Source organism: Pseudonocardia xishanensis (genome assembly GCF_039541715.1).
Lineage (GTDB): Bacteria > Actinomycetota > Actinomycetes > Mycobacteriales > Pseudonocardiaceae > Pseudonocardia > Pseudonocardia xishanensis.
In genome coordinates this window covers 134755-156745 of record NZ_BAABGT010000075.1, presented here as the reverse complement: position 1 = coordinate 156745, position 21991 = coordinate 134755, and the positions used below count along the sequence as shown (strand labels likewise).

Here is a 21991-nt window from a genome sequence, read left to right as displayed (position 1 = left end):
CTCCGTGGGGACGATGACGGATCGAGCCGGTCCCTCCAGGATCTCCGTGTTCGGGGGGTCTCGAAACACCGCCGGCCGAGCCCGTGACACCGTTCGTCGTGCCCGTCGACCACCCACCGGAGCAGTGCTCAGGACGGGGAGGGATCGTCCACGGGCTCGTCCGGGTCCGCCGCCGCGGCGGGGGTGCTGCGTGCCGTGATCTGCTCGCCGATGTAGCGCAGCACCTCCGCGGCCACCGCGGCGACCGGCACCGCCAGGAACGCCCCGGCGATGCCGAACAGCGTGCCGCCCGCGGTCACCGCCAGCAGCACCACGGCCGCGTGCAGGCCCATGCTGCGGCTCTGCAGGATCGGCTGCAGGACGTTGCCCTCGATCTGCTGCACGGCCACGATGATCGCCAGTGTGATCAGCGCGACGGTCAGGCCCTGGGTGACCAGGGCGACCAGCACCGCCAGCGCACCCGCCACGAACGCTCCGACCACCGGTACGAACCCGCCGAAGAAGGTCAGCACCGCCAGCGGCAGCCACAGCGGGACGCCGAGGACGGCGAGCCCGATCCCGATGAAGACCGCGTCGACCAGGGCGACGAGCGCCTGGGTGCGGATGAAGCTGCCGAGTGTGCGCCACGAGCGCTCGAGCACGGCGCTGAGGTGTCCGCCGGCCTTCGGCCCGGTCGCGCGGGTCAGCCAGGGCAGGAACCGCGGGCCGTCCTTGACGAAGAAGAACGCCAGGATGACCGCCAGCACGACGTTGAGCAGGCCGGAGGCGAACGCACCGACCCCGGTGAGCACGCCGCCCGCGATCGTCGCGGCGCTGGCCTGCACCTGCTGCACGGCCTGGTCGAGGATCGTGCCGAGCTGCCCGTCGCCCAGGTTGAACGGGGGCCCCTCCAGCCACCGCTGGATCTGCTGGATGCCGCCCGCCACGCCCGAGACGATCTCGTCCGACTGGCCCGCGACCTGCGGGGCGAACCCCGCGATCACCCCGCCGATCACCACGACGGTGACCAGCAGGACCAGCAGCGCCGCCAGCGCGGGCGGGACGCGGTGGTCGACCAGCCGGCGCACCGGCGGCCGCAGGACGGTGGCGATGATGACGCCCAGCAGGGTCGGCAGCACGATGGACCACAGCTGCCCGACGAGCAGCCCGACGAGCACCAGGCCGAGCGCGATCAGCAGGATCCGCCCGCTCCACCGGGCCAGCTTCGCCACGCCGGACTCGATCACCTGCCCGCGCTCGCGGGTCGCCGGGGCGCTCGGCCGCGGACCGACCGGGTCCGGCCCGCCGTGGTCGACGCGATGCACCCGGCCGCCCTCGTCCGAGCCGCCGCGGTCGTCGACCGGCTCACCCTCCCCGACCACGCCCGCCACTCCGGCCACCCTGTTCCCCCTGCCCCTGATCCGCCCGCCCAGCTTGGCAGACGACCCGGTCAGCGGTCGGCAGGACGACGTCGGAGCAGGTACGTGTCCATGATCCAACCCTTGCGGGCGCGGGCCTCGGCGCGGATCCTCACGATCTCGTCCCGCACCTCGAGGACCGGTCCCGCGGCGAGGATCTCGTCCGGCCCGCCGACGTAGGCACCCCAGTAGACGTCGACGTCCGCGACCTCGGCGTCCGGCAGGGCGGCGAAGGCGGTGTTCCCGTCCAGCATCACGACGACGTCGTCCACGTCCGCGGGCAGGCCCGCCGCGATCCGGCGCCCGGTCGTGATGAGGATCGGGCGCCCCACCCGGTTGAGGATCAGCCGGTGCGCGGCGGCCAGGGCCTGCACGCTGGAGATCCCCGGGATGGAGACCACGTGCACGTCCAGCCCCTCGAGCAGCCGCAGCGTGCCGTCGTAGAGCGCGGGGTCGCCCCAGACCAGGAAACCGCCGGTCTCGCCCTCGGCCAGCCCCGCGATCATCTCGGCGTACAGCGCGCCGCGCCGGTCCTGCCAGTCCACGACGGCGGAGGTGTAGGCCGCGCGGTCGAGCTCCGAGCGGTCCCGGGCCGGGTCCGCGGACTCGACCACGCGGTAGCTCCCGGGCTCGCGGTGCCGGTGCAGGATCTCGGTCCGCAGCGCGACCAGGTCCTCCTTGGCCTCGCCCTTGTCGATCACGAAGACGACGTCGACCGCCTGCAGGGCCTTCACCGCGGAGAGGGTGAGATGGTCCGGGTCACCCGAGCCGATCCCGATCACGTACACCGTGCGCACGCCGCTCACCCTATGTCGGGGAGCAGCCCGGTGCGCCGGGCGATCCACGGCAGCTCCGCCACCAGCCCGTCCTTCGCCACGGTCCAGGAGTGCGTGCCCGCGACCAGCGAGAGCGTGACGTCCAGGCCCGCCGCCCGTGCGGCGTCGACGACCCGGCGGGCCTGTGGGCCGTAGATCTCGTCCTCGCGCCCGACCACCACCCGGCCCGCGATACCCGGCGGCAGGTGCTCCAGCGGGTTCACCGCGCGGAAGGCCGCGAGCGGGTCGGGCCGGTCCCCGAACGCGGCGGCGACGGTCTGCTCCCGGGTGCCCAACGACGGCTCCACCTGCCCGGACATGTCGAGGAAGGTCGGGTAGACGTCCGGCCGGTTCGCGGCGAGCTGCAGCGAGCAGGTCCCGCCGTAGGAGAAGCCGCCGATCGCCCGCCGGTTCGGGTCGGCCTGCAGGTGCGTGGCCACCCAGGCCGGGACGTCCTCGGCCAGGTAGGTCTGCACGTTTCCCAGCCGGGAGTCCAGGCAGAGCGGGTCGGCGAAGGCGCTGCCGGTCGCGTCCGGCACGACGACGATGGGGGCCAGCCCGGCGTGCGCGCGGGCGAACGCGTCCATGATCTTCGCCAGCTCGCCCGCGACCAGCCAGTCGGCCGGGTCGCCCGGCTGCCCGCCGACCAGCACCAACACCGGCAGCAGCGGGCGCGGCGACACCAGGTAGGCGGGCGGGAGGTAGACCTCGGCGGGCCGGGCGGCGAACCCCGAGACGGTGCCGGGGATCGGGACGGTCGCGACGCGGCCCGTGCCCGGCAGGTCCGCGGGCGCGACCCAGCCCGCCTCGACGGACCCGTCCGGCCCCGGCGCGGCGACCGGCAGCGCGGCGGGGACGGCGGCGAAGTCGATCGCGTTCGCCGCGGGCAGCCCGAACACCCCGGCCAGGGTGGGCCGGTAGGCGTACACCGCGTTGATCTTGATCCCGGCGGTGACCAGGACCAGGACCACCGCGAGCACGCTGAGCAGCCGCCACCACCGTCGGCGGCCCGCGACCGCGGCGACCAGGGCGAGCACGGCCAGCCCGCTCCACAGCCAGACCCGCCAGCCGAGGGGGTCCGGGAAGGGCTGGAGCACCTGCAGCGCGACGGCGGCGGCGCCGAGCACCACCAGCGTGATCGCGACGACGAGCGGCAGCCGCCGCGTCCACCAGCCCCGGCGGAACCGGACCAGCAGGAACACCAGCGAGACGATCCCCAGCCAGGTCAGGGTCGTCGGCAGCCACCCGAAGAGCAGCGGAGAGTCCAGGAAGAGAGCGCGCACCGTTCCGGAACGCTATCCGCCGCTGGTCAGGGCGGCGATAGGGGGCGGAGTGGGCGGTTCGCCCGGTGCCGCCCACGCTCCGAGTAGGGTCGGCGGCTCCACGAACGGGTGAGGAGGACGGTGCTCACTTCTCCGCTGAGGGTCGCGCACCTCGTCGACACGCTGCACCCCGACGGGGGCGAGTACGGGCTCGTGGCCCTGGCGGGCGCCGCGCGCACCGCCGGGCTGGAGCTGGTCGTGGTCGGGATCTCCGGGGCCGGGGACGGCCGCCGGGCCGCGGCGCTGCGCGCGGCCGGGGCGACCGTCGTCGAGCACGGGTTGGCGCCGTGGGACCCGCGGGCCGTGCCCAGGGTCCTCGACACCCTGCGCGAGCACGGCGTCGCGCTCATCCACACCCACTCCCCCAACGCCGACGTGGCCGGGTCCGCCGCCGCCACCCGGCTGCGTCTGCCGGTGTTCTCCACGCTGCACCGCATCGAGGACGAGCCCGCGGACCGGCTGGACCGCCTGCGTCGCACGGCCAAGACCATGGCCAGGGCCCGGTTCGTCACCCGCACCATCGCGGTCTCCCGGCTGCAGGTGGACTGGTACCGCAGGGTCGCCGGGTCCGCGCGCGGGCTGGTCGTGCTGCCGGACGGCGTCGCCGACCCCGAGCCCGTCGACCGGGAGCGCGCCCGGGCCGTGCTGGGGCTCGGCGCCGCGGACGTGCTGGTCGTCTCGGCCGCCCCCATGCGCCGGGGGAAGGGCCAGGACCTGCTGCTCGACGCCGTCGCCGCGCTGCCGCCGGACCTCCCGGCCACCGTCGTCCTCACCGGTGACGGGCCGCTGCGCCCCTGGCTGGAGGCCCGGGTGGCCCGGGAGGCCGAGCTGTCCGGACGGGTGGTGGTCCGCCCGCTCGCCGATCCCCCCGCCCTGCTGCAGGCCGCGGACGTGCAGGTGCACGTCACGCGGACGGACGTGATGCCCAGCGCGGTGGTGCGCGGGCTGGCCGCGGGCATCCCCGTCGTGACCAGCCGCGTGGGCGGGCTGCCGGAGATCGTCACCCGGGAGACCGGGCGGCAGGTCCCGCTGACCGCGCAGGCGGTGGCCGAGGCGCTGACCGAGCTGGCCTCGGACGCGACGCTGCGCGCCCGCCTGGGCACCGCCGCCCGCACCCGGTTCGAGGAGCGCTTCGAGGCGGGCGGCTGGGCGGCCCGCCTGCGGGCGCTGTACGACTCGACCCTCGGCTGAGCGGAGCGCCCCGGTCGGCCCACCCCGCGACCCGTTCGGCCCACCCCTCGTCACCGTCCGGCACGAGCGACACGCCCAACGGCTCTCGTCGGCCGGTAACGACGTCTCGTCCCGACTGGGCGACCGGTCGGCGCGCCGATCACGATTCGGGCCGCATGTCGGTCACGGCCCGGTTACGGTCGTCCACGCACCGGGAGGAGACGCCCGGGGCAACGCCCGGTCGGCCGCCACACCTGCCCGCCGACATTCCCCCGGGCGCCCGACCCCGGCACGGGGCAGGTGCGGTGCGGCGCTCCCCGGCTCCCCGCCCGCGGCGGCGAGGTACGACTGCATGACCGACACGTGCGTGGCTCCCCTGTCCCCGCTCGCTCCGTTCGTCCCGCTCGCGCGGCACGGCGGTCACGACCGGGCGGGTGCCCTGTCCGCCGCCGACCTGATCGCCCGCTTCTCGGGCGGTGTCACCCCGCCCTCGGGCGGCCGTCGCGCCCGCCGCGCGCAGTCCGAGCAGTCCGCGCAGTCCGCGCAGCTCAGCGGCGCCGCGCTGTTCACCTCCCCCACCGACGGAGCAGCGGCAGCCGGGTTCGGCACCGCGCCCGTCCCCCCCGCCGAGCCCGCGGTCGCCGAGCCCGCGACGGAGTCGTTCGGCGCCGTCGCCCCGCCCGCGGGCCTGACCGGGTCGTTCTTCACCGGCGGCGCGCCCGGGCTCGGCGGGATCGGCGGCACCGTCCGCAGCCTGACCGGCGCGTTCCCCGCGCAGCTGCGCTCCCCCAAGGCCATCGCCGCCGTCGCGACCGTGGGCGCGATCGGCGCCTCGGCCGTGCTCACCGGCATGCCGAACCCCGCCCAGCAGGCCACCGAGGCGGCCACCGGGACCGTCGGGCTCGCTGCGGCGGACCTCGCCCTCCCCGGCCTCACGGACCCCACCGCGCCCGGCGCGGACGACTCGGCCCCCACCACCGGCGCGGACCTCGCCGCCCAGGCCACCCAGGTGCTGCCCGCCGTCCCGCAGGAGGGCCCGGGTGCGGTGGGCGGTTCCCTGCAGAACGTCTTCGGCACCACGGTCGGCACGCTGCCGCAGGTGCTGGACCACGCCAACCAGGCCCAGGCCGGCGTCGTGCAGAAGGCCGCGGAGGCCGAGGAGCGGGCGAACGCGCTGAAGCGGGCCGCGGCCGCCGCCGCGAGCGGAGCCCCGGTCGGGGACGTGGTCAGCGGGGTCTCCGGCCTCGGCGCCAAGGCCCTCGCGGCCGCGCAGACCAAGCTCGGCACGCCCTACGCCTGGGGCGCCAGCGGCCCGAACGCCTTCGACTGCTCGGGCCTCACCAGCTGGGCCTTCCGCCAGGCGGGCGTCACCATCCCGCGCACCTCGGCCGCCCAGTCCACCTTCGGCACCCCGGTGGCGAAGGGCGACCTGCAGCCCGGCGACCTGGTGTTCTTCTACCAGCCGGTCAGCCACGTGGGCATCTACATGGGCGGCGGCAAGATCCTGCACGCCTCCACCAGCGGCGAGCCCGTGAAGATCTCGGACATGTCGAGCTTCCCGTACGCGGGCGCCCGCCGGATCTGACCTCGGCGAGCGCCCGGCGGGATCAGCCCAGGAGCGGCATCACCTTCGTGCCGAAGTCGTGCACGCCCTGCTCGAAGTCGTCGAAGGTGAACATCATCCCCTTGACGCCGGGCATGGTCGCGACCTCGTCGATCTGCCGCGCGACGGTCTCGTAGCTGCCCACCAGTGTGGCCATGTTGAAGTTCACGGCCCCCTCCGGCAGGTTGATCGTCCGCGCGGTCCCGGACTCGTCCGCGTTGGTGTCCTTGCCGCCCTCGTCCGCCATGTAGCCGAGCGCGTCCGCGTCCGCCCCGGCCCGGTAGGAGTCCCACTTCGCGCGGGCCTCCTCGTCCGTGTCCGCCATGATGGCCATGAACAGCGGCAGCGACCCGACGTCTCGGCCCGTCTTCGCGGCGGCCGTGGCCAGCCGCTGGGTGGACTCGGCGTAGACCTGCGGGTCGTTGACGCCCGGGCTGAGGATGAAGTTGTAGTCCCCCAGCTCCGCGACCATCCGCATGCCGCGCTCGGACTGCCCCGCGCAGACGATGTCGATGTGCCCGGACGGCTGCGGCGAGAGCACGCAGTCCTCCATCTGGAAGTACTGCCCCTTGAAGTCGCTGCGGCCCTTCTCGAACAGCTCCTTCATCACCGTCACGTACTCGGTGGAGTAGTCGTAGCGGTAGCCGAAGTACTCGTCCCCGGGCCACAGGCCCATCTGCGCGTACTCGCCGCCGGCCCAGCCGGACACGATGTTGATCCCGAACCGGCCGGGCGCGATGGAGTCGATCGTCGTGGCCATCCGGGCGACGATCGCGGGGGGCAGGGTGAGCACCGCCGTCGAGGCGTAGAGCTTGATCCGGTCGGTGACGGCGGCGAGGCCCGCCATCAGCGTGAACGACTCCAGGGCGTGGTCCCAGAACTCGACCCTGCCGCCGAACCCGCGCAGCTTGATCATCGACAGGGCGAACGCGAAGCCCTGGGCCTCCGCCTCCTGCACGATCCGCTTGTTCAGGTCGAACGACGGCATGTACTGCGGCGAGTTCTCGGAGATCAGCCAGCCGTTGTTGGCGATGGGGATGAAGACGCCGAAGTCCATGACGACTCCTTCTTCTCGGGGGTCCGGCCGGGGAGGACCGGAGTACGGGGGCCACCTCGCGAGCGAGGAGGGCGACGGAGGCTCGGGCCGACTCGACCGGCATCCCGGCCCAGTCGGTGCGCAGGACGAAGTGGTCCACACCGAGCTCCCGCCACGGCAGCAGCGCCGCGAGGTACTCCTCCGGTGAGCCCACCACGAACCGGTCCTCCGCGAGGTCCGCGTAACCGGTTCGGAACGACTCCTTCTCGGGCATGACACGGTCCTGGCCCCAGTCGGCCTAGACCTCGTACTTGCCCGCGAGGGAGGGCCGGGCGAGCTCGACCGCCCGCTCCCGCGTCGGCGCGCAGTAGACCTCGCGCATCAGCGGCAGCTCGGGGACCGGGCGCCCGCCCCGCTCGGCGTGGAAGATCTCCCGCTGCCGCCGGGTCGTCGCGGTGGTGGCGTGCGGGTTTGCCGGGCACCGGGTGGATCGCACAGCGGATCTCGGCGATCTCGGCGTCCCCGATCTCGGGCCGCAGCTCCAGCACCGCGTCGGCGAAGGCGTGGATGAAGTGGCAGATCGGGTACGGCTTCACGGCCGTGCGCACCAGCTCCCAGGTCTCCCCCAGGTTCGCGCCGACCGCCTCCGGGTGGGTCTCCCGCCCGGCGAGGTGGGTGTTGTACAGCCCGAAGCGGCCCTCGTACACCGCGCCGGGCAGCCGCGGTGCGGTGGCGGGCGTGGTCGGGACGACGATCAGGTCGGCGCCCGCGAACACCGCCGACAGCTCGCGCTGCAGCTCCACCCGGAACTGCAGGGCGCGCCATGGACTTCCACACCACCGAGCTGATGGCCACCGGGAACCTGATGTTCACGATGATGGGCCAGCCGGTCAGCGACGTGCTGCGGACCACGCTGGACCGCGCCGCCGTCGCGCCGGAGCAGTGGGACCGGGTGGACGCCGCCCACCTCGCGATCGCCGAGCACATCGCGCGCGGCGAGGCGGCCGAGGCCGAGGAGGCCATGCGCGGGCACCTGCTGGACCTGCGGGAGCTCTACGAGGAGCCGGGCACCTGGCGCGGCGGCGCGCCGGTCTAGGAGCGCACCGGGGCGATCGTCACCCGGTCGATCTCGGCCTCGAGCACCGCCCGCGCGTCCGGGTCGAGGCCCGAGTCGGTCACCAGGACGTCCGCCTCGCCGAGCTCGGCGATCGTGGAGATGCCCGTGGTCCCCCACTTCGTGCTGTCCGCGACCACGACCAGCCGGTGCGCCGCCTCGACCAGCGCCCGGTCCGTCTCGGACTCCATGAGGTTCGGGGTGGTGAACCCGCTCGCCGTGGTCATCCCGTGCACGCCGAGGAACACCACGTCCAGGTTCAACGACCGCAGCGCGGCCACCGCGACCGGACCGACCAGCGCCTCCGACGGCGTCCGGATGCCGCCGGTGAGGACGACCGTCCGGTCCGGGCGGCCGCCGCTCAGCACGTCGGCCACGGCCATCGAGTTCGTGACCACGGTGAGCTCGGGGACCTCCAGCAACCGCGCGGCGAGCGCGGCGGTGGTGCTGCCGGCGGACAGCCCGATCGTCGCCCCGGGCTCGACGAACGCCGCCGCGGCGTCGGCGATGGCCTCCTTCTCCGCCCGCTGCCTGCCCGCCTTGACGGCGAACTCCGGCTCCTCCGCACTCGTCTCGCCGGGTGCGGTGGCCCCGCCGTGCACCTTGTCGACGAGCCTGCGGCGGGCGAGGACGTCCAGGTCGCGGCGCACGGTCATGTCGGACACGCCGAAGCGCTCGGCCAGGTCGGAGACGCGCACCGCGCCGCGCTCGCGGATCTCGGCGAGGATCAGCTCCTGGCGCTGACGCGCCAGCAGACTCATCGCGCCACCCCGTCATCCCGCACCACATCGCACACAATGCAACGCGCACGAACGGGCGTCAACGGCGTCCTGACCGGGTCACCTACCGATCCGCACAGACTCAACCGATTCAGTCTGTCGGATAATGTTCACTTTCACGCGACACGAGGTACGTTACGCCGCGCACCATGTGCCACACGCAGCCTCGGGCTGCTCGGAACGGCGAGGGAGCCGCTATGTCGCGTACCGGATGGGGCCGGTCACCGGCCGGGCTGCGAACCGGTCGAGGAGGCCCGCGATGATCCTCGCCCAGGGCCAGACCGACCTGCGGCTGGACGCCAACGCCCTGGACTACGTCCTGGTCGCCTTCTACTTCCTGCTGGTCCTCGGCATCGGGTACGCCGCGCGGCGCTCGGTGTCCTCCAGCCTGGACTTCCTGCTCTCCGGCCGGTCGATGCCCGCGTGGGTGACCGGTCTGGCGTTCATCTCGGCGAACCTCGGTGCGCTCGAGCTGATCGGCATGGTGGCCAACGGGGCCCAGTTCGGCATCCCGACGGTGCACTACTACTGGATCGGCGCGATCCCGGCGATGGTGTTCCTCGCGCTGGTGATGATGCCGTTCTACTACGGGTCCAAGGCCCGCTCGGTCCCCGAGTTCCTCTACAAGAGGTTCAACCGGACCACCCAGCGCGTCCAGGCGGTGATCTTCGCGCTCTCGGCGGTGCTGATCGCGGGCGTCAACCTGTTCTCGCTGGGCCTGCTCCTGGAGGCGCTGCTCGGCTGGTCGCTGGCGCTCGCCATCCCGGTCGCCGCGCTGATCGTGCTCGCGTACATCACCCTCGGCGGGCTGTCGGCGGCGATCTACTCCGAGGTGCTGCAGTTCTTCGTGATCCTCGCGCTGCTGATCCCGCTGACCATCGCGGGGCTCTCGCGCGTCGGCGGGTGGAACGGGCTCAAGGAGGCGGTCACCAACGGGCCCGGTGGCGCCGAGGAGCTCTCGTCGTGGCCGGGGACGTCGCTGACCGAGATCGCCAACCCGGCGCTGTCGGTGATCGGCATCGTGTTCGGCCTCGGTTTCGTGCTGTCCTTCGGCTACTGGACCACGAACTTCGCCGAGGTCCAGCGCGCGCTGTCGGCCAAGAGCATGTCCGCCGCCAAGCGCACCCCGCTGATCGGCGCGTACCCGAAGGCGCTGCTGCCGCTCGTCATCATCATCCCCGGCATGATCGCGGCGGTGCTGGTCCCCCAGCTCGTCACGCTGAAGGCGGGCGGGGAGACGGACGTCACCTACAACAACGCGCTGTCGCTGCTGATGAAGGAGGTCCTGCCCAACGGCATCCTCGGCGTCGCGATCGCGGGCCTGCTCGCGGCGTTCATGGCGGGCATGGCGGCGAACATCAGCTCGTTCAACACCGTGTTCACCTACGACATCTGGCAGGACTGGGTCCGCCCCGGCAAGTCGGACAAGTACTACCTGCAGGTCGGCCGGTGGATCACCGTCATCGGCTGCGTGATCGCGGTCGGCACGGCGTTCATCGCGTCCGGCTCCGGCAACATCATGGACTACCTGCAGTCGCTGTTCAGCTTCTTCAACGCGCCGCTGTTCGCGATCTTCATCCTCGGCCTCTTCTGGCGGCGGATGACCGGCCCGTCGGCGTGGATCGGGCTGCTGTCCGGCACCGTCGCCGCCGTCGTGGTGAACGTCCTGGTCACGACCGGGGTCCTGGCGCTGTCCAGCCAGGCGGGCAGCTTCGTGGGCGCCAGCGCGGCCTTCGTCGTGGGCGTCATGGTCGCGATCGGGGTGTCGATGGTCAGCACCCCGAAGCCGGCGTCGGAGCTCGGCGGGCTGGTGTGGAGCCTGACCTCGAAGGAGGACCGGACGCACGCGAGCCACGGCGAGGACGCGGGCTGGTACCGCAGCCCCGTCACCCTCGGGATCGGCGTGCTGGTCCTGACCGCGATCCTCTACATCCTCTTCTGGTAAGGGCGGAGCCATGACGGAACCGAAGGGCCCGGCGGGGCAGGACGCCCCGGTGTCGACCACGGCCTCGCGGCTGTTCGACCTGCGGACGATCCTCGCCCTGATGTTCAGCGTCTACGGGATCGTGCTGCTGGTCCTGGGCCTCGTCGCGACGGACGAGACGGACATCGCGAAGGCGGGCGGCTGGAACATCAACCTGGACACCGGGATCGCGATGCTGGTGCTCGCGGCGTTCTTCCTGCTGTGGGTGCGACTGCGGCCGGTCAAGGCACCCACCAGTGAGATCGAGGGGACGGCCGGCGACTCTGCCGGTCCCCCTTCGCACTAGCCGGGAGCCGGTCGGCTCCGGCGGCGCAGGTCAGCTGCGGGAGCCGACCGGGTACTCGGGGTTGAACGCCTGCAGCGTCCAGTCGTCGAAACGGCGGGCGGTCAGGCGGATGCGGGTCCAGATCGTGGTCATCATGTCCTCTCGTTGGGGCTTCGGTACTGACAATACCTAAGACGACGCGATCTTCTGAATCGTTACCGAAGAGTTCCGAGACTTGACCGGCGTCACGATGTCGGCGTGTCGAGGTGGGGCGAGCAGGCAGGCCGAGCATCGAGCTGGGCACCCCGCAACACGCCAGGCCCGACCCCGCGTCGCTGGAGGTGGCGGAGGCACGGGGCCGAGGCAGGGGCGCCGAGGCGGGATGCGAACCCGCGACACGGAGGCAGTGCGGAACCGGGGCACGAGACCGCACCGCGGGACCGCGCCACGGGGCCGAGGCACCGGACCGCGCCACGGGACCGCGCTACGGGACTGAGGTGAGCGGTCGGATCTGCGCGGACGAACTGCAGTCCCGAAGGGCGGCTTCCCCGAGGCCGACCGACACGCGCCGGCCGTCGCGAGCAGTCGACCACTGACCTCTCACCTGCGAAAACAGCTCCACCTCGAACGTCTGGTCGACTATCGTCGTGACATTCCCACCGCCCTCGTCCAGCCGACCGAGACCGTCGTCTCGGCCGTCGGCGGCGAGCTGGCGAAGATCGAGGACCTCGTCGCCCTGCGCAACCGGATCGACGCCGGGATCGCCGAGTCCACCCGCGCCGTCGCCCGGGCCGAGGTCGAGCGGCGGTCGGACCAGATCGCCTCCGGGCAGGTCACCGTCGAGCAGGTCGAGGCCACCCTCGTCGACCGGCTCGGCCGGGCATTGGGAGTCTCGCCGACCAGGGCTCGGGCTCAGCTGCGGATCGGGCGGGACCTGCACGCCGGGTTGGCCGGTGTGCGTGCCCGGTTCGGCGAGGGCGAGCTGGACCAGCCGGGAGTCGCCGCGATCGTCGGCGCCGCCCATCTGGATCCCGCCGAGCGCGCCCGTGCCGCCCGCCGCGACCGGTACGTCAGCCTCAGCCCGACGGGAGACGGGATGGCGCTGCTGCGCGCCCACCTCCCCGCCGAGCAGGGCATCGTCTGCGGCGCCGCCCTCCGCGAGGCCGTCGCCGAGCACGGGGTCTCCCCCGAACCGGTGACCCGCACCCGTGGCCAGGTCATGGCCGACACCCTCGGCTCACCGGCACCGCACCCGGCGAGTCGGTGGTCGGGGTGGAGATCCAGGTCCTCGTCCCGATCGAGACGCCGGTCGACACCGGCGGCCCGCTGCCGGTGGAGCTCCCGGGCTTCGGCCCGGTGCCCGCCGAGCTCCTCACCGAGGCCGGCCACACCACCTGGCGGCGGCCGGTCACCCGGGACGGTGTCGTCATCGGTTGTTCGCGGCTCGCGTCGGCAGGCGTGTGAACGCCGTCGCAGACCGCGGGCCGGCCGCGAGGCGGAGTCACCGGCCGGTCGAGCCCCCTTCCGACCCGCCGTAGCGTGTCCCCGTGCCCGAACCCCTCCGCGTGATCGCCCGGGACGGGGTGCACGAGATCGTGATCGAGCGGTCCCGGTTCCGTACGACGCTGACCCGGGTGTCCGACCCCGATTCCGCGGCGGCGGTGATCGCGGCGGTACGACGCGAGTTCTGGGACGCCACCCACCACTGCACGGCGTTCCGGATCGGGGAGGTCCAGCGCTCGTCGGATGACGGCGAGCCCGCGGGCACGGCCGGTGTCCCGATGCTGGAGGTCCTGCTGCGGCGGGAGGTGACGGATGTCGTCGCCGTCGTCACGCGGTGGTTCGGCGGGGTCAAGCTCGGGGCGGGCGGGCTGGTGCGCGCGTACGGGCGGGCGGTCTCCGAGGCGCTCGACGTCGTGGGCGTGCGCCGCCGGGTCCGGCTGACCGAGTTCCTGCTGGCCGTGCCGCACGCCGGCGCGGGGCGGATCGAGAACGCCCTGCGCACCGCGGGGTACGCGGTCGCCTCGGTCGAGTACGGCGCCGACGCCACGATCACCGCCCGCGCCGCGGACCCCGCGGCGTTCGCGGCGTGGCTCGCCGCGCTGACCGGCGGCGCCGTGGAGGCTCTGGCGATCGGCGAGGTGGACGTCGATGTCGAGTGAGCCGGACCCCGACCGAGCCGTGACACCCACCGACCCCGTACTCGAGTCGGCCCGGGCTCGCGACCGACCTGTGGGCCGGCTTCGGCCGACAGCCCACCGTCCCGCCCCGCCGCGACCGGCTCAGAACCGACCGACCCACCGGTCCGGCCGGGTGTCACGCCCCCGCCACCACCCGCAGATCGCCCACGAACGCCTCGAACGCGGCCTCCCGCTCCGCCGAGTCCTCGGTCCGGAGCAGGGATGACGGGTGCACCGTCGCCACCCACCGCCGCCCCTCGTGTTCGAGGATCTCGCCGCGCCGGTCGGTCAGCCGGAAGTCCTGCCCGAACACCGACTTCGCCGCGACGGCACCGAGCAGCCCCACGACCTCGGGCCCGACGAGCCGCAGCTCGGCCTCCAACCAGGGATGACACGCTCGGACCTGCCGGACGGTCGGCGACTGGTGGATCCGCCGCTTCCCGCGCTCGCGGAACCGGAAGTGCTTGACGGCGTTGGTGAGGAACACGTCCTCGCGGGCGATGCCCGCCTCGGCCAGTGCCCGGTCGAGCAGATGCCCCGCGGGCCCGACGAACACGTGACCCTGCCGGTCCTCCCGGTCCCCGGGCTGCTCCCCGACCAGCATCAGCCGCGCGGTCCGCGGGCCCTCGCCGCCGACCACCTGCTCGGCGTGTTCCTGCAGCTCACAGCCAGTGCAGGTCGCCTCCGCCCGACGGAGTGCGGCCAGACTGCGCACGCGCGGGGCGGCGTCCGCAGGCTCGGTCATGGTCCGGAGATGCCCAGCCGACCCCCCGGACAAACAAGGTGACGGACGTCACTCCCGACCAGGAATTGAGTCGGACCGGCGCAAGTTTACTCAGTCAGACGCTGCGAACCCCACAGCATCAGAGCAGGAGGACACCATGAGCACCCTGACCCGTCGCGATCCCTTCTTCGCCGACTTCGACGCCCTCGTGCGTCGCGCCTTCGCCCCGGCACCGATCCAGCGCCAGTCCGGCTTCACCCCCGCCGCGGACCTGCGCCGCGACGGTGACGACGCCGTCGTCGCGCTGGAGCTCCCCGGCATCGACGCCACCCGGGACGTCCACGTGGACGTCGAGGACGGTCGGCTCGTGGTGCACGGCGAGCGTCGGGACGAGCGGAGCGAGGACGACGGCGCACGCCGCGTCCGCGAGGTCCGCTACGGCTCCTTCCGGCGCAGCTTCACGCTGCCGGAGCACGCCACCGCCGAGGCCGTCTCCGCGTCCTACGACGCGGGCGTGCTGACGGTCCGCGTGGCGGGCGCGTACACCGAGCCGCGCAAGCCCGGCGCCACGAGCATCCCGGTCACCGTGGCGGCCGCCACGAGCGCCGAGTAAGCAGCGCACCCCGGACAGCCCCCTCGCCCGCGTGCGAGGGGGCTGTTCTCGTCGGTCAGCGCTTGACGGCGAGCACCGGGACGTCCACCTCCAGCAGCAGCCGCTGCGAGAGGGAGCCCAGCAGGGCCTTGCCGATCGGCGAGCGGCGCTTCATGCCGATCACCAGCAGGTCGATCTTTCCGGCCCGCTCGTCCAGGGCGGCGAGCACGCAGTCCGCGAGGTCCGCGTAGCCCGTGCGCTCCTTCACCGTGATGTCCAGGTCGGTGGGCATCCCCACCAGGTCCAACGGGTCGAGGGCCAGGTTGAGCACGACCAGGTCGGTCCCGCGCAGCCGGGCCTCGTCGATCGCCGCCGACAGCGCCGTCCGTCCCTCGGGCGAGTCCGGAACCGCCACCATCACCGTCATGCCGTCCCCTTCGATCTGAGATCGATCCAAACCGGTCCCAGTGTGCTCCGGACGGCCGCCGCCCGTCCCGCGGGGATGGCGGACCCCACGTGTGGATCAGCTGCCGAGAGGCGTCGCGATGAGTGCCTGCGCCTTCTCGCGCCTGCGCACCGAGATCCCGTCCCGGTCCTCCTCCCACCCGAACACACACGGCGACACCCCACCGTCGAACCCCACCGACCCGACCGCCGCATCACCCCGCCGCATCACCTCCCTGATGGAAGGCGTGCGAGTGCAGTAGCAGCCCGGCTGCTGGCGAGCGGGGATCGTGCATGGCGACGGTGCGGACGCACCGAACGCGGACGGGCGGCGCGACGCCTACCGGGAGGCCGTCGCGGCCCACGGGCTGACCGCCCGGGTCCTGCCGGGCGCCTCCCACGAGGACGCCGGGATCACCGCGGCCCGGCCGATGCCGTCGGGGGCCGCACCGCCGACCGCCGTTGCTCGCGGCGAACGACCGCGCGGCATCCGCGCTGCTGAACACCCTGCGGCGCAACGGGATCGACGTCGCCGCGGGCGCGGGCGCGCTCGGCGTCGGCGCCGTCTCAGCCGCTGCGGCGCGGCGGGACGATCCCGCGCGGGAGCAGGCGGAGACAGTCCCGACCCCGGAGCCGGCGGTCCGCGGGTCGACCGGACCCCCGTTGGGGCACAACGGATCCGGGTGACCGAAGGTCGCAGGCACCCCCTGTCCGGGTGGGCCCGCCGACCGCCCGTCCGGCCCAGCGGCACGCACTCGTGTCACCGCCGGTGACCACGGTGTTCTCGCCCGTGTGGGTGTCGGGAGGACCCGATCGTGTCGGAGTCGTCGCGTGCAACATTTCCCCGGTGGACGGTATAAGCGGCTCACCACCACGAGCCACGACGATGAGCGACGTGGCGCGTCGCGCCGGGGTGTCCCGGGCGACCGCGTCCTACGTGCTCAACCGGACGCCCGGTGCCCGCATCCCGGAGCAGACCCGCGCCCGGGTGCTGGAGGCGGCCGAGCAGCTGCGCTACGTCCCGCACGTCAACGCGCGCTCGCTGCGCCGCGGGCGGAGCGACCTCGTGGTGGGGCACGTGGACGGGGCGTCCGTGCTGCGCCAGGGACTGTCGTTCGTCGGGCTGATCCAGGTCGCGCGGGACATCCGCGAGGCGGGCTACACCTTCCTGTTCCACGGCGACCCGACGGTCACCGGGGTCGCCGCGGCCCGGTCGTGGCTCGCGCTGCGTCCGGCGGCGGTGCTCGCGACGCTCGACCGGTACACGGAGGAGAGCGTCGCGATGATCACCGCGGCCGGGACCGTCCCGATCGCGATGTCGCACACGCCCTCGGACCTCACCCCGACGATCGTGCTGGACGACGGCCCGCTGGGTCGGGCCGCCGCCGAGCACCTGCTGGGCCGGGGCTGCCGACGGATCGTGGCGCTGGGCGGCTGCCCGGGCATGGCGGACCAGCACATGCTCGGTCACCGGATGGCCGAGGCGGTGGCGGCGGCGCGGGCAGGCGGCGCCGAGGCCCGCCAGGTGCCCTTCTCCCCCGGCCGGGAGGCCGCGACCGGGCTGGTCGGCAGCTGGCTGGCCGAGGGCACATTGCCGGACGGCGTGGTCGGCGCGACCACCACCCACGCCGCTCACGTGCTCACCGCGCTGGTGGACGCGGGCGTCCGCGTGCCGCAGGACGTCGCCGTGCTGGCCGCGGACGACGAGCCGCTCGCTGAGCTCGTCCGACCACGGCTGACCACGGTGGGCGCCGACCTCGACGTGGGCGAGGCGCGGATGGGTGCCGCCGTGCTGGCCGCGATCGACGGCCGCTGGGACCCCGACCTGGCCGTGCGCCGCTTCCCCGCCCGGATGGTGGTCCGGGAGACCGCGTGAGTTTCACCGGCCCCCGTTGCGGTTACCTCGGCCGCATGGCGAAGTACCGCAAGGGTTCGAAGGTCGCGTGGAACTGGGGCAACGGGCAGGGCGAGGGCGAGGTCGCCGAGGTGCACACCGAGCGCGTCGAGAAGACGATCAAGGGAACGAAGCAGTCCCGCAACGGGACCGACGACAACCCCGCCTACGTCCTGCACCAGGACGACGGCACGACCGTGCTCAAGCTCGAGAGCGAGCTCGAGAAGGCCTAGGAGCGGGCGTCTCGACCGCCCCGGAGTCGCCGCCCCGGAGACCTACTCCTCGTCGTCGACGACGTGGACCGCCGCCTCCTCCGCCGACGCGCCCGCGCCGTCGATGCCCACGTCTCGCGCCCACGCGTCCGAGTCGGTATCCGACACGCCCCCCTGGGAGGCGTCGACGAGCCGGCCCGCGCGCCGGTCGCCGACCTGGTCGTCGAGCAGCTCGCCGTCGGTGTCGTCCGAGTCGGACTCCCAGTCCGCGTCCTGGTCGTCGACGGTCTCGTCGGGGATCTCGCGGGCGAGCCGGGAGTCCAGGTCGGCGTCCTCGTCCGCGGCCCACTCGCGCTCGGGCGGCGAGTAGCCCTCGTCGAGGACGTCGGCGAAACGATCGTCGAGCAGGGTGTCCTCGGAGTCGAGCTGGTCGCTCTCGGAGTCGGTGCTGTCCGGGTCGCTCATGCCGACAGCCTGGCACCGCCGGGGTCGGGGGCGCCAGGCGGCCCCACCTCGTCGACCAGCCCCCAGGCGAGCGCGCGGCCGGCGCTCACGGCGGCGCCGGACAGGGCCATCCAGAGCGTGCGGTGGCGCCCGATCCGGCGCGGGATGCTCACCGTCCCGCCCGCCCCCGGGATGAGGCCCATCGCGACCTCCGGGAGCCGTAGCACCGTGTCGGGAGCCGCCACGATCCGCCCCGCGTAGGCGGGCACCTCGATCCCCGCACCCACGCACGCGCCGTGCAGGTGGACCTCGATCCGGTCGCGCAGCGTGTGCACCGACAGTGCCGCCCCGGCCCGGGTGCGGACGAGGTGCGCGGTGACGAGATCGGGGGTGGTGCCGAACTCGTCGAGGTCACCGCCCGCGCAGAAGGCCGGGCCCGCGCCGTCGAGCACCACGTGCACGTCGGTGTCGAGCCGGGCCACCTCCAGCAGCGCGACGAGGGCGTCCCGCAGCTGCCTGCCGTAGGCGTTGCGGCGCTCCGGGCGGTTCAGCGTGAGGTGGAGCAGATCGCCCTCGCGCACGGCGAGCACGGGATCGTCCACGGCGGGTGGGAGGGGGCGCGGGCCGCGCCGGGTCAGCCAGGCGCGGAACTCGGGGCCGCCGAGCAGGGTGGAGTAGGCCAGGGACTCGGCGTCCAGGGCGGCGGGGACGTCGAGGGATCCGGACCAGCGCAGCAACCCGGCCAGGACCGTCGACGCGTGGGGGGCGGCCGTCGCGGCGGCGTGCAGGCGGGCGAGCTCGGCCTCGGGGTCCGCCACCCCGACCTGCTCCGGCCCGGTCTCGGTGCCCGCGGGGACCAGGGTGAGGTCGAGGGCGCGGGCGAGCGGGGTGGGCGGTCCGATGCCGACCAGGATGCGGTCGCTCGGGGGGATCTCCGCGGGACCGTCCGCGGTGAGGTCCACGCCCCACAACGGCTCGACGATCCGCCCCGCCCCGTCGAGCAGCGGGGGTGGGGCCAGGAGCGCCTCGGGCGCGACGACGGGCACGGTCATGGTGAGCCTCAGCCTAGGAGATCACCCCCGGCCGACGACCGCGCGTCGACCGGTGCCGTGCCCCGCCCGTGATCCACACGTCGGGAGCGGGGCGGTCGCCAGACGACCCCTCCCCTCCCGAACCGTGGATCATCGGCGGCGGGGCACCGCTCGGCGCGGCGGTAGGGTCGCGGGGTGGGTGCGCGGGCGGACTGGCTGGCCTCCGGCGTCGTCGCGCTCACCGGGCACGCGGACGGCCCGCCCCTGGTCCCGCCGGGTCGGGCGGCGTCGGTCGCGGCGGCGCTCGGCGCCCTGTTCGACGTCGACGGGGCCGCGCTGCTGGGCGAGCGTGCGGCGCTGACCGGGTGGGGGCGTCGGGGCCGGATCTCGGTCGGAGGGGCGTGCAGGCTCCTCCCCCTCGCGGACGGCTGGGCCGCCGTCTCGTGCGCGCGTCCGGACGATCCCGCGCTGCTCGGCGCGGTCGTCGAGCACCCTCTGCCGGACGACGATCCCTGGCCGCGGCTCACCGACGCCCTCGCCGCGATGCGAGGGGCCGACCTCGCCGAGCGGGCGGAGCTGCTGGGGGTGGGGGCGTGCCCGGTCCCCCTCTCACCGGGGCCGACGGGGCCCACCGCGGGCAGCGCCACCTCCGCTCCTGACCGGACGCCGATCGCGGGCCTCCCCGAGCGGCCGGGGCCCGTGTCGGTCGTCGTCGGCGCGGCGACCTCCGGGTCCGAGTCGGCGGGAGAGTGGCCCGGTGGCCTCGCGACCGCCGACCCACTGGATCTCCGCGGACGGCTGGTCGTGTCCTTCGCGGCGCTGTGGGCGGGACCGCTGTGCGCGCACCTCCTCGCGCGCGCGGGGGCGCGGGTCGTCACCGTCGAGACCCCGCAGCGACCCGACGGGGCTCGGCGCGGCGAGCCCCGGTTCCACGCCGTCCTGCACTCCGGGGAGCGGTCCGTGGTGCTCGATCCCGCCCGCGACCGGGCCGCGCTGTCCTCGCTGGTCGCGGCCGCGGACGTCGTCATCGAGGCCTCGCGGCCGCGGGCGCTGCGGGGGTTCGGGCTCAGCGCGGAGGAGGCCGTCGCCCGCGGGGCGACGTGGATCTCGATCACAGCGGCCGGGCGGGCGTCGAACCGGATCGGCTTCGGTGACGACGTGGCCGCGGGCGCGGGCCTCGTCGCGGTCGACCACGACGGACTCCCGGTGTTCGCCGGGGACGCGATCGCCGATCCGCTGACCGGCCTGACCGCCGCCGCGCTGGTGGCGACCCGCCCCGGTGAGCTGCACGACGTCTCGATGACCGCGGTGGTCGCCGCGACCCTCGACGGCACCGCGGGCGGCCCGGTCGACACCGCTCCCCCACCCCGTCACCGCCCGGTCCCCGCGCCGGGCCCGGAGCTGGGCGCGGACACCGCGGCGGTGCTCGCCGAGCTGGGGATCCGCGTGTGACCGCGCACCGGTGTAGGCGACAGCGCGATACCGCGGAGCCGAGGCCCGTGTCCGGCCCCGCGCGCCCGCGGATCCCGTGCCGCGCAGCCGGACCCGAGCGATCATGACCCTGCTGCTGCGGAACGCCGAGGTGGACGGGCGCCGGGTCGACGTGCGGGTGCGCGACGGGCGGGTGGTCGCCGTGGAGGCGGCCGGTCCCGACCGGTCCCTCCGACCGAGCACCTCGGTCGGCCCGGCGGGGCCGGGCAGGGCAGCCGGATCCGGCGGTGCACACCGACCCGGCAGCCCGGCCGGGCCCGACGAGGTCGTCGACTGCGGCGGCGGCGCTCTGCTGCCCGGCCTCGTCGACCACCACCTACACCTCCACGCCCTCGCCGCCGCCCGCCGCTCCGTCCGCGCTCCCGCCGACCACGCCGCACTGGCCGCGGTGCTGGCGGCGGCGGAGGCGGACGCGCACGGATGGGTCCGCGGCGTCGGCTACCCGGGGGACGACCTCGACGCCGCCGCCCTCGACCGGCTCCACCCCGACCGCCCGGTCCGGATCCAGCACCGCAGCGGCGCGCTCTGGGTCCTCAACGCGAAGGCGCTGGCCGCGGTGGGTCCGACCGACCATCCCGGTGTGGAACGCGGCCCGGACGGCACACCGACGGGCCGCGTCCTCCGGGCGGACGACTGGCTGCGCAGCCGACTCCCCGCGAGCGCGCCACCGGACCTGAGCGCGCTCGGCGCCGAGCTCGCCGCACTCGGGCTCACCGCACTCACCGACGCCACCCCGGACCTCGAACCCGGGGCCGCCGCGAGCCTCACCGCGGTACCGCAGCGGCTCACGCTGCTCGGCGTGCCGCTCGGGGCGGAGCCACCCGCGGGCGCGGTGGCGGGGCCGTACAAGATCGTGCTCGCCGACTCCGGCCTGCCGACGCTCGACGAGCTCGTCGGCCGGATCCGCGAGGCCCACGCGGTCGGGCGGTCCGTCGCCGTGCACTCGGTGACCCGCGAGTCGTTGGTGCTGCTGGTGGTGGCGCTGCGGGAGGCCGGGGTCCGCACCGGCGACCGGATCGAGCACGCCGCCGTGGTGCCCGCCGAGCTGGTCGGCGAGCTGCCCGCCGTGGTGACCCAGCCGGGTTTCCTCACCGACCGCGGCGACCTGTTCCGGCGCGAGACGCCGGCCGCCGAGCACGGCGACCTCTACCGCTGCGCGAGCCTGGTGGCGGCGGGGGTGCCGCTGGCGCTGTCGTCGGACGCACCGTACGGGCCGGTGGACCCGTGGGAGGTGATCGCCGCGGCGACCACCCGCACCACCCCCGACGGCGCCGCGCTGGGCCCGGCCGAGCGGCTCACCGCCCGCGCGGCGCTGGACCGCTACCTCGCGGAGGAGCCCGGCGGGCCGCCGCGCCGGATCGCCCCCGGCCTGCCCGCGGACCTGGTCCTGCTCCACGACCCGCTCGCCGAGGCCCTCCGCCGTCCGACGGCCGAGCAGGTCCGCGCTGTCTGGATCGGGGGCGAGCTCCGCACCTAGTGTCCCGCCTACGGTGT

At 74.4% G+C, this 21991-nt stretch carries 25 protein-coding genes; 13 read left to right on the top strand and 12 right to left on the bottom strand.

What is annotated here, in order from left to right; translation table 11 throughout:
* Positions 1-128: 128 nt before the first annotated feature.
* From ABD993_RS24340 to ABD993_RS24330, 3 genes are read right to left on the bottom strand one after another with little or no spacing between them, the layout of a single operon-like run.
* Positions 129-1370 carry an AI-2E family transporter gene (locus ABD993_RS24340; protein WP_345422876.1) on the bottom strand — a complete coding sequence of 414 codons (1242 nt, stop codon included), beginning with the start codon at positions 1368-1370 and terminating at the stop codon, positions 129-131.
* Between the two features lie 59 nt (positions 1371-1429).
* Positions 1430-2194 (bottom strand): precorrin-6A synthase (deacetylating), encoded by a 765-nt coding sequence (cobF, locus tag ABD993_RS24335; protein ID WP_345422873.1) that lies wholly within the window; start codon positions 2192-2194, stop codon positions 1430-1432.
* A 5-nt stretch (positions 2195-2199) separates the two neighbouring features.
* Positions 2200-3495: an alpha/beta hydrolase gene (locus ABD993_RS24330; protein ID WP_345422870.1), complete on the bottom strand. Its 1296-nt coding sequence runs from the start codon at positions 3493-3495 to the stop codon at positions 2200-2202.
* A 120-nt stretch (positions 3496-3615) separates the two neighbouring features.
* On the opposite strand from ABD993_RS24330, the gene ABD993_RS24325 reads away from it, so the two are divergent.
* Together ABD993_RS24325 and ABD993_RS24320 are read left to right on the top strand one after the other, a co-directional pair.
* The gene (locus ABD993_RS24325) at positions 3616-4725 is read left to right on the top strand and encodes a glycosyltransferase family 4 protein (protein ID WP_345422867.1); all 1110 of its coding nucleotides are present in this window, start codon (positions 3616-3618) and stop codon (positions 4723-4725) included.
* Positions 4726-5056: 331 nt separating this feature from the next.
* Complete coding sequence (locus tag ABD993_RS24320) at positions 5057-6289, top strand: C40 family peptidase (RefSeq protein WP_345422864.1); 1233 nt, start codon at positions 5057-5059, stop codon at positions 6287-6289.
* A gap of 22 nt (positions 6290-6311) precedes the next feature.
* Here ABD993_RS24320 and rutA read toward each other — a convergent pair whose 3' ends face one another.
* Together rutA and ABD993_RS24310 are read right to left on the bottom strand one after the other, a co-directional pair.
* A complete protein-coding gene (gene rutA, locus ABD993_RS24315; RefSeq protein ID WP_345422861.1) occupies positions 6312-7364 on the bottom strand; it encodes a pyrimidine utilization protein A in 1053 nt (350 codons plus the stop codon).
* A gap of 277 nt (positions 7365-7641) precedes the next feature.
* Positions 7642-7839 (bottom strand): hypothetical protein, encoded by a 198-nt coding sequence (locus tag ABD993_RS24310; RefSeq protein ID WP_345422858.1) that lies wholly within the window; start codon positions 7837-7839, stop codon positions 7642-7644.
* Between the two features lie 327 nt (positions 7840-8166).
* Between ABD993_RS24310 and ABD993_RS24305 the strand changes: the two genes are divergently transcribed.
* Entirely contained in the window at positions 8167-8439 is a 273-nt protein-coding gene (locus ABD993_RS24305; RefSeq protein ID WP_345422855.1) for an FCD domain-containing protein, read from the top strand.
* On the opposite strand, the gene ABD993_RS24300 is transcribed toward ABD993_RS24305, so the two are convergent.
* Complete coding sequence (locus tag ABD993_RS24300) at positions 8436-9218, bottom strand: DeoR/GlpR family DNA-binding transcription regulator (RefSeq protein ID WP_345422853.1); 783 nt, start codon at positions 9216-9218, stop codon at positions 8436-8438. The two genes, ABD993_RS24305 and ABD993_RS24300, sit on opposite strands and share 4 nt — an antisense overlap.
* Positions 9219-9495: 277 nt before the next feature.
* Here ABD993_RS24300 and ABD993_RS24295 point away from each other — a divergent pair, with 277 nt between their 5' ends.
* A complete protein-coding gene (locus tag ABD993_RS24295) occupies positions 9496-11181 on the top strand; it encodes a sodium:solute symporter family protein (RefSeq protein WP_345422850.1) in 1686 nt (561 codons plus the stop codon).
* A 10-nt stretch (positions 11182-11191) separates the two neighbouring features.
* Positions 11192-11506 (top strand): hypothetical protein, encoded by a 315-nt coding sequence (locus ABD993_RS24290; RefSeq protein WP_345422847.1) that lies wholly within the window; start codon positions 11192-11194, stop codon positions 11504-11506.
* A gap of 463 nt (positions 11507-11969) precedes the next feature.
* Here ABD993_RS24290 and ABD993_RS24285 read toward each other — a convergent pair whose 3' ends face one another.
* Positions 11970-12662 carry a hypothetical protein gene (locus ABD993_RS24285; protein WP_345422844.1) on the bottom strand — a complete coding sequence of 231 codons (693 nt, stop codon included), beginning with the start codon at positions 12660-12662 and terminating at the stop codon, positions 11970-11972.
* A 95-nt stretch (positions 12663-12757) separates the two neighbouring features.
* On the opposite strand from ABD993_RS24285, the gene ABD993_RS24280 reads away from it, so the two are divergent.
* Both ABD993_RS24280 and ABD993_RS24275 read left to right on the top strand, forming a co-directional pair.
* Positions 12758-12949, top strand: a complete 192-nt coding sequence (locus ABD993_RS24280) for a hypothetical protein (protein ID WP_345422841.1) — start codon at positions 12758-12760, stop codon at positions 12947-12949.
* A gap of 83 nt (positions 12950-13032) precedes the next feature.
* Positions 13033-13647, top strand: coding sequence for an IMPACT family protein (locus ABD993_RS24275; protein WP_345422838.1), 615 nt, complete (start codon positions 13033-13035; stop codon positions 13645-13647).
* A 154-nt stretch (positions 13648-13801) separates the two neighbouring features.
* Here ABD993_RS24275 and ABD993_RS24270 read toward each other — a convergent pair whose 3' ends face one another.
* A complete protein-coding gene (locus ABD993_RS24270) occupies positions 13802-14410 on the bottom strand; it encodes a UdgX family uracil-DNA binding protein (protein ID WP_345422835.1) in 609 nt (202 codons plus the stop codon).
* Between the two features lie 136 nt (positions 14411-14546).
* Between ABD993_RS24270 and ABD993_RS24265 the strand changes: the two genes are divergently transcribed.
* On the top strand, positions 14547-15002 hold the full coding sequence (locus ABD993_RS24265; RefSeq protein ID WP_345422832.1) for an Hsp20/alpha crystallin family protein: 456 nt from the start codon (positions 14547-14549) through the stop codon (positions 15000-15002).
* A 55-nt stretch (positions 15003-15057) separates the two neighbouring features.
* Here the strand turns inward: ABD993_RS24265 and ABD993_RS24260 are convergent, their stop codons facing one another.
* Positions 15058-15408, bottom strand: a complete 351-nt coding sequence (locus ABD993_RS24260; protein WP_345422830.1) for a universal stress protein — start codon at positions 15406-15408, stop codon at positions 15058-15060.
* Between the two features lie 96 nt (positions 15409-15504).
* Entirely contained in the window at positions 15505-15654 is a 150-nt protein-coding gene (locus tag ABD993_RS24255) for a hypothetical protein (RefSeq protein ID WP_345422827.1), read from the bottom strand.
* A gap of 233 nt (positions 15655-15887) precedes the next feature.
* On the opposite strand from ABD993_RS24255, the gene ABD993_RS24250 reads away from it, so the two are divergent.
* From ABD993_RS24250 to ABD993_RS24240, 3 genes are all read left to right on the top strand, one after another.
* Positions 15888-16112 (top strand): hypothetical protein, encoded by a 225-nt coding sequence (locus ABD993_RS24250; protein ID WP_345422824.1) that lies wholly within the window; start codon positions 15888-15890, stop codon positions 16110-16112.
* A 199-nt stretch (positions 16113-16311) separates the two neighbouring features.
* Positions 16312-17301: a LacI family DNA-binding transcriptional regulator gene (locus tag ABD993_RS24245; protein ID WP_345422821.1), complete on the top strand. Its 990-nt coding sequence runs from the start codon at positions 16312-16314 to the stop codon at positions 17299-17301.
* Positions 17298-17552, top strand: coding sequence for a hypervirulence associated TUDOR domain-containing protein (locus tag ABD993_RS24240; RefSeq protein ID WP_345422818.1), 255 nt, complete (start codon positions 17298-17300; stop codon positions 17550-17552). Before ABD993_RS24245 ends, ABD993_RS24240 begins: the two co-directional genes overlap by 4 nt.
* A 42-nt stretch (positions 17553-17594) precedes the next feature.
* On the opposite strand, the gene ABD993_RS24235 is transcribed toward ABD993_RS24240, so the two are convergent.
* A complete protein-coding gene (locus tag ABD993_RS24235; protein WP_345422816.1) occupies positions 17595-17996 on the bottom strand; it encodes a DUF5709 domain-containing protein in 402 nt (133 codons plus the stop codon).
* Complete coding sequence (locus tag ABD993_RS24230; protein ID WP_345422813.1) at positions 17993-19027, bottom strand: enoyl-CoA hydratase/isomerase family protein; 1035 nt, start codon at positions 19025-19027, stop codon at positions 17993-17995. Before ABD993_RS24230 ends, ABD993_RS24235 begins: the two co-directional genes overlap by 4 nt.
* A 174-nt stretch (positions 19028-19201) precedes the next feature.
* Here ABD993_RS24230 and ABD993_RS24225 point away from each other — a divergent pair, with 174 nt between their 5' ends.
* Positions 19202-20458, top strand: a complete 1257-nt coding sequence (locus ABD993_RS24225; protein ID WP_345422811.1) for a CoA transferase — start codon at positions 19202-19204, stop codon at positions 20456-20458.
* A gap of 103 nt (positions 20459-20561) precedes the next feature.
* Complete coding sequence (locus ABD993_RS24220) at positions 20562-21974, top strand: amidohydrolase family protein (protein WP_345422808.1); 1413 nt, start codon at positions 20562-20564, stop codon at positions 21972-21974.
* Positions 21975-21991: the final 17 nt, after the last annotated feature.

Coding starts and splice junctions, on each gene's coding strand:
- ABD993_RS24235 (WP_345422816.1), bottom strand. CDS start 17,996: ATGAGCGACCCGGACAGCACCGACTCCGAGAGCGACCAGCTCGACTCC.
- ABD993_RS24265 (WP_345422832.1), top strand. CDS start 14,547: ATGAGCACCCTGACCCGTCGCGATCCCTTCTTCGCCGACTTCGACGCC.
- ABD993_RS24290 (WP_345422847.1), top strand. CDS start 11,192: ATGACGGAACCGAAGGGCCCGGCGGGGCAGGACGCCCCGGTGTCGACC.
- ABD993_RS24270 (WP_345422835.1), bottom strand. CDS start 14,410: ATGACCGAGCCTGCGGACGCCGCCCCGCGCGTGCGCAGTCTGGCCGCA.
- ABD993_RS24245 (WP_345422821.1), top strand. CDS start 16,312: ATGAGCGACGTGGCGCGTCGCGCCGGGGTGTCCCGGGCGACCGCGTCC.
- ABD993_RS24300 (WP_345422853.1), bottom strand. CDS start 9,218: ATGAGTCTGCTGGCGCGTCAGCGCCAGGAGCTGATCCTCGCCGAGATC.
- ABD993_RS24320 (WP_345422864.1), top strand. CDS start 5,057: ATGACCGACACGTGCGTGGCTCCCCTGTCCCCGCTCGCTCCGTTCGTC.
- ABD993_RS24260 (WP_345422830.1), bottom strand. CDS start 15,408: ATGACGGTGATGGTGGCGGTTCCGGACTCGCCCGAGGGACGGACGGCG.
- ABD993_RS24220 (WP_345422808.1), top strand. CDS start 20,562: ATGACCCTGCTGCTGCGGAACGCCGAGGTGGACGGGCGCCGGGTCGAC.
- ABD993_RS24305 (WP_345422855.1), top strand. CDS start 8,167: ATGGACTTCCACACCACCGAGCTGATGGCCACCGGGAACCTGATGTTC.
- ABD993_RS24295 (WP_345422850.1), top strand. CDS start 9,496: ATGATCCTCGCCCAGGGCCAGACCGACCTGCGGCTGGACGCCAACGCC.
- ABD993_RS24230 (WP_345422813.1), bottom strand. CDS start 19,027: ATGACCGTGCCCGTCGTCGCGCCCGAGGCGCTCCTGGCCCCACCCCCG.
- ABD993_RS24255 (WP_345422827.1), bottom strand. CDS start 15,654: ATGCGGCGGGGTGATGCGGCGGTCGGGTCGGTGGGGTTCGACGGTGGG.
- rutA (WP_345422861.1), bottom strand. CDS start 7,364: ATGGACTTCGGCGTCTTCATCCCCATCGCCAACAACGGCTGGCTGATC.